The following is a 4,888-nucleotide window of genomic DNA, read 5'->3' as shown; positions in this document are numbered from 1 at the left end:
GTAATGGGTAATGGGTAATGGGTAATGAGCAGCGTCGCTGCCTTGTTGATTAGCAAAAGACGCTCTTAATCTTATCCTCTTACCCCTTCTGCCTAAAGCCTAAAGCCTAAAACCTAAAGCCTAAAGCCTAAAACCTAAAGCCTAAAGCCTAAAACCTAAAGCCTAACTACCAACTCCCAACTCCCAACTCCCAACTCCTAGCAGAGTTCGTAAGGAAAATATACAATTTGTTAAGAGCCGCAATTTAAGTATTCATGCAGTTAAACAAGTCCCCATATTCTTTCAGCTTAACATCGATTTTGTTGGTGATGCCCTTTTTTCTATGGGGGACGGCAATGGTGGCGATGAAAGGAGTGATGCCCCATACGACGCCTTTGTTTATGGCGGGAATGCGACTGATCCCGGCGGGGATACTCGTCTTGATAGTGGCGGCACTTTCTAGGCGCGCTCAACCACAGAGCTGGCAAGCATGGGCGTGGATCTTGCTGTTTGCGATCGTGGATGGTACGTTATTTCAGGGATTTTTGGCGGCGGGATTGGTGCGGACTACAGCGGGTTTGGGTTCGGTGATGATTGACTCCCAACCGTTGGCAGTAGCTGTACTTTCTGCTTGGTTATTTAAGGAGCGGATTGGCGCGATCGGGATTTGTGGGCTGATTTTGGGGGTATTAGGAATTAGCTGCATCGGACTACCGATCGAATTGTTGAATCAAGTTGCAACTAGTCCATTGACGAGTCAATTCGATTTATCGGGATTGTTCGTTCGCGGTGAATGGTTGATGCTGTTGGCGGCTCTGTCAATGGCGGTAGGAACGATCTTAATCCCGTTTGTCACCAAATATGTCGATCCGGTAATTGCGACGGGCTGGCACATGATTATTGGTGGGGTACCGCTGGCGATCGGTTCGTTCTATTTGGAGTCTAACCAATGGATGGCAATTACTAGTTCCGATTGGCTGGCAATCGGCTACTCGACAATATTTGGCAGCGCGATCGCTTATGGTTTATTTTTCTACTTTGCCTCCAAAGGCAATCTTACCAGCTTAAGTTCTTTGACTTTCTTAACTCCAGTATTCGCACTGTTATTCGGTAGTCTATTTCTAGGCGAAACGCTCGATTTGCTCCAATGGTGTGGCGTTTCGCTAACATTAGTCAGTATTTTATTAATCAATCAACGCGATTATATTTGGAGTCAATTAACTGGCATTCCACTTAATATAGATAACAGTGAGTCTACCTCCGCAACCCAACCCTCGATCGTCACCAGTACTCAATCGACCGTCGTAGTTCCTGAAGAATAAAAAGCAATTATCAATTATCAATTATCAATTATCAATTAATTTAAGCCATAATTCTGGCTGCTCGAAGTGAATATTATGACTGCAATTTGGAATAATATTCAAAGTAATGCTCGGACACATTTGTTCTAGCTTACGACCGATATTGACAAATTTAAGATCGAGTGCGCCGACAATTAGTGAGATCGATCGAGTCGATAATTTTAATTTGTCTCCTAAATACGGTTGCATACCTAAACCCGCGTATCGTAAAGATTTAGCTAAATTACTCGGCTGGTTAGTCGCGATGCGGCGGCGAATTAGGTCGGGGAAATCTGGACGAGAGTCGATACCGACGAAGATCGATTGGCGATACCAATCACGCACGAACTCATCAAAACTAGTAGTTAATAATCGATCGATAATTTGACGATCGCGATCGATTCTCGCTTGTCGTTCCGAAGCAGTTGGTAAGCCTGGAGATGTCGATTCTAAGATAACTCGATTCTCGTTCCGTTCGCGTAGCGTTTGCCCCAGCAAAGAGGCTACGCCAACGAACCTATCGGGAAACTCTAGTGCAAGATATAATGCCAATCTCCCACCAAAAGAATAACCCGCGATCGAACATCGTTCTATCTCCAGGCTGTCTAATAAGTCAACGATGCCTTTAGCTGTATTGATGAAATCATAGCCTGTGTTTTCGTCGATAACTTCAGTTTTACCATGACCGGGTAGATCGATCGCGATACAATAAAATTGAGATTTTAATCGATCGATAAGTTCGGTATAATCTTCGCTACTTCCCATCCAGCCATGCAGAAGTAATAGTGGCGGTAAAGTGCGATCGTCTGTAGAGGTGAAATGCCATCGATACATGCGATTGAGAATTGAGAATTGAGAATTGAGAATTGAGAATTGGGTTGTTAAAGTGGGGATGGATCTCCTGCTATTTTGGCGGAATGACCAAATTACAGAGAGCTATTGGCGTTCGTGTGGATGTGGATGGGTGGGTTCGATCTCGGGGACTTTTGGCGTCCCGGTAAAAAGGATAGTGCTGAGGATTGCTACAATGAGGATAACTCAATCTGCGAGTGAGCATTGGGAGCCAATCTGACAACTCCCGGAAACCAAAACTATTTAAATTACCGCTACGCAACGTAAATATGGATATCAAAGCGATCGCTACAACGCGTCTAGACTGGACTGGAGATCTTTTGGCGATTGGGTTTTATGAAGATGCTGTCGAACTCAGTGGCGATGTTGCCGAACTCAATACTAAGTTAGGCGGCGTCGTTGAAGCACTGATGGCTGAGACTGAATTTAAAGGAGCTAAATCTAGCAGTGCGGTGACTCGTGTCGGCGTCAATACCCCAATTCAGAAAATTATGTTGGTGGGTTTGGGCAAAGCGGAGGAGCTAAAACTCGATACCCTCCGCAAAGCTGGCGCGACAATCGCGCGCACTGCCAAACGCGAAAAAGCCAAAACATTGGGAATTAGTCTCCCCGTCTGGAATGAAGATGCTGCTGCCACCACCCAAGCGATTAGCGAAGGCTTAATCCTGGCACTCCACCAAGACAATCGCTTCAAATCTGAAGTCAAACCCGAAAATCAGCTCAAGCTCTCAGAAGTTCACATCTTAGACGCCGCCGGAAATGATGCGGCAATCGAGAAGGCGCAGGCAATGTCCGATGGCACGATCCTCGCGCGAGAATTGGTATCGGCACCTGCAAATATCGTCACGCCGATGAGTATGGCAGCAACCGCCGAACAAATTGCCAAAGATTATGGGTTCGCGCTCAAAATTCTAGAGCAAGCCGAATGTGAAGCTCTCGGCATGGGCGCATTCTTGGGTGTAGCACAAGCTTCCGAAATGCCACCAAAATTCATCCATCTTACTTATACCCCCTCCGGTACCCCCCGCCGCAAACTCGCGATCGTCGGTAAAGGCTTAACCTTCGACTCCGGCGGCTTGAATATCAAAGGCGCGGGTAGCGGCATCGAAACCATGAAAATGGATATGGGTGGTGCTGCGGCGATGTTTGGTGCGGCAAAAACGATCGGTCAACTCAAACCCGATGTCGAAGTCCACTTCATTAGTGCGGTGACTGAAAACATGATTAGCGGTCGCGCCATGCACCCTGGAGATATCCTCACCGCTTCAAATGGCAAAACGATCGAAATCAACAATACCGACGCTGAAGGCCGTTTAACCCTAGCTGACGCGCTAGTTTATGCCGATAAATTGGGCTTAGACGCGATCGTCGATCTCGCCACCCTCACAGGTGCCTGTATCATCGCCCTCGGCGACGATATTTCCGGCTTGTGGAGTCCCGACAAGTCCCTAGCAGACGGCATCCTCGCCGCCGCAGAACTAGCGGGTGAAAACTTCTGGCAAATGCCCCTAGCCGACAAGTATTTCGACGGCATCAAATCACCCATCGCCGATCTCAAAAATACTGGCCCGCGCGGTGGCGGTTCGATTACCGCCGCTCTATTCCTCAAACAGTTTGTCAAAGATACTCCCTGGGCGCATTTAGATGTGGCTGGGCCAGTTTGGAGCGATAAGGAAAACGGCGTAAATAACGCTGGCGCGACAGGTCATCCAGTCAGAACTTTGGTCAATTGGGTCTTGAGTTAGACTGAATTCGATCGGTTGAAACCTATGTGGTGGGCAGTGCCCACCCTACTTTTTTCTACTATTTGCTTTAATCTTCCGGAAATTAAACAACCGAATGGATCGAGGAGATTTTTATGTACATTGAGATTATTTCAGTTAGTAGCAAACGCTTCATCAACACTGATGCGATCGTGTCAATAGATGTAGGTAAAGCCCCTCCAAATAGCGATATACTGCTGACACTTTCTTCGGGCGAGGTTCTAATCGTGAATGATGAAACCACAAAGAATAAGATTATTGAGCTGTTGAACTCAACCTAAATACAATACCAACCTCAAAATTATATGTCTCACTTTACTACTATTAAAGTTCAGATTAAAAATAGCGAAGTTCTTGCTGATGTCTTGACAGAACTCGGACACAAATTTGAGAAAAACACTCAAGTTCGTGGCTATCAAGGCGATCGAGTAAATGCAGAATACGTCATCCGCCGTCAAAATGGTTACGATATCGGATTTCGTAAAAAAGAAGATGGTGACGATAATTATGAAATCATTTCTGATTTCTCAATGGCACGTATGAACCAACTTCAATTTGTCAATGAAATCCAACAAAAATATGCTCATAAAATGCTATTAACTATGGCTGAAGATCGGGGCTATACCATTGAAGTAGAAGAAGTAATGGAAGATGGGGCAGTACGAGTAGTCGTCGGAAGATGGATTTAGCCAATATGTACTGCAAGATCCCCGACTGTCTTGTCTCGCTAAACCGTCGGGAAACCCGACGAGCGCGAGCCGCTTCTTTGAGAAGTCGGGGATCTTTCCTCACCAATAAACTCGATCGAATCTGGATAATCGATTCGATCTGCTATGGATATTATTAATTAACTAACTAATTATGTCCGACCGCGATTTTCGTTCTGAAGGGCTGCACCAACGACCGCAAAATTCCGATACCGTATTGGGAAATCAAACCTCGATCGCTCATGGT

Annotated in this window: 4 protein-coding genes; 3 read left to right on the top strand and 1 reads right to left on the bottom strand. The window is 46.0% G+C overall.

Annotated features, from left to right (window positions below; genetic code table 11):
• Positions 1–254: 254 nt before the first annotated feature.
• Positions 255–1,301 carry a DMT family transporter gene (locus tag C7B77_RS24040; RefSeq protein WP_106310862.1) on the top strand — a complete coding sequence of 349 codons (1,047 nt, stop codon included), beginning with the start codon at positions 255–257 and terminating at the stop codon, positions 1,299–1,301.
• Between the two features lie 24 nt (positions 1,302–1,325).
• Here C7B77_RS24040 and menH read toward each other — a convergent pair whose 3' ends face one another.
• Entirely contained in the window at positions 1,326–2,153 is an 828-nt protein-coding gene (menH, locus tag C7B77_RS24035) for a 2-succinyl-6-hydroxy-2,4-cyclohexadiene-1-carboxylate synthase (RefSeq protein ID WP_106310859.1), read from the bottom strand.
• Between the two features lie 287 nt (positions 2,154–2,440).
• Here menH and C7B77_RS24030 point away from each other — a divergent pair, with 287 nt between their 5' ends.
• Complete coding sequence (locus C7B77_RS24030) at positions 2,441–3,916, top strand: leucyl aminopeptidase (RefSeq protein ID WP_106310856.1); 1,476 nt, start codon at positions 2,441–2,443, stop codon at positions 3,914–3,916.
• Between the two features lie 323 nt (positions 3,917–4,239).
• Positions 4,240–4,623 carry a DUF1257 domain-containing protein gene (locus C7B77_RS24020; RefSeq protein WP_106310850.1) on the top strand — a complete coding sequence of 128 codons (384 nt, stop codon included), beginning with the start codon at positions 4,240–4,242 and terminating at the stop codon, positions 4,621–4,623.
• The last annotated feature ends 265 nt before the right edge of the window (positions 4,624–4,888 follow it).

Origin of the sequence: Chamaesiphon polymorphus CCALA 037, from assembly GCF_003003845.1 — a bacterium.
Classification (GTDB): Bacteria; Cyanobacteriota; Cyanobacteriia; order Cyanobacteriales; family Chamaesiphonaceae; genus Chamaesiphon; species Chamaesiphon polymorphus.
Note: the sequence above shows the minus strand (reverse complement) of the source record. Positions and strands in the feature narration are given on the sequence as shown.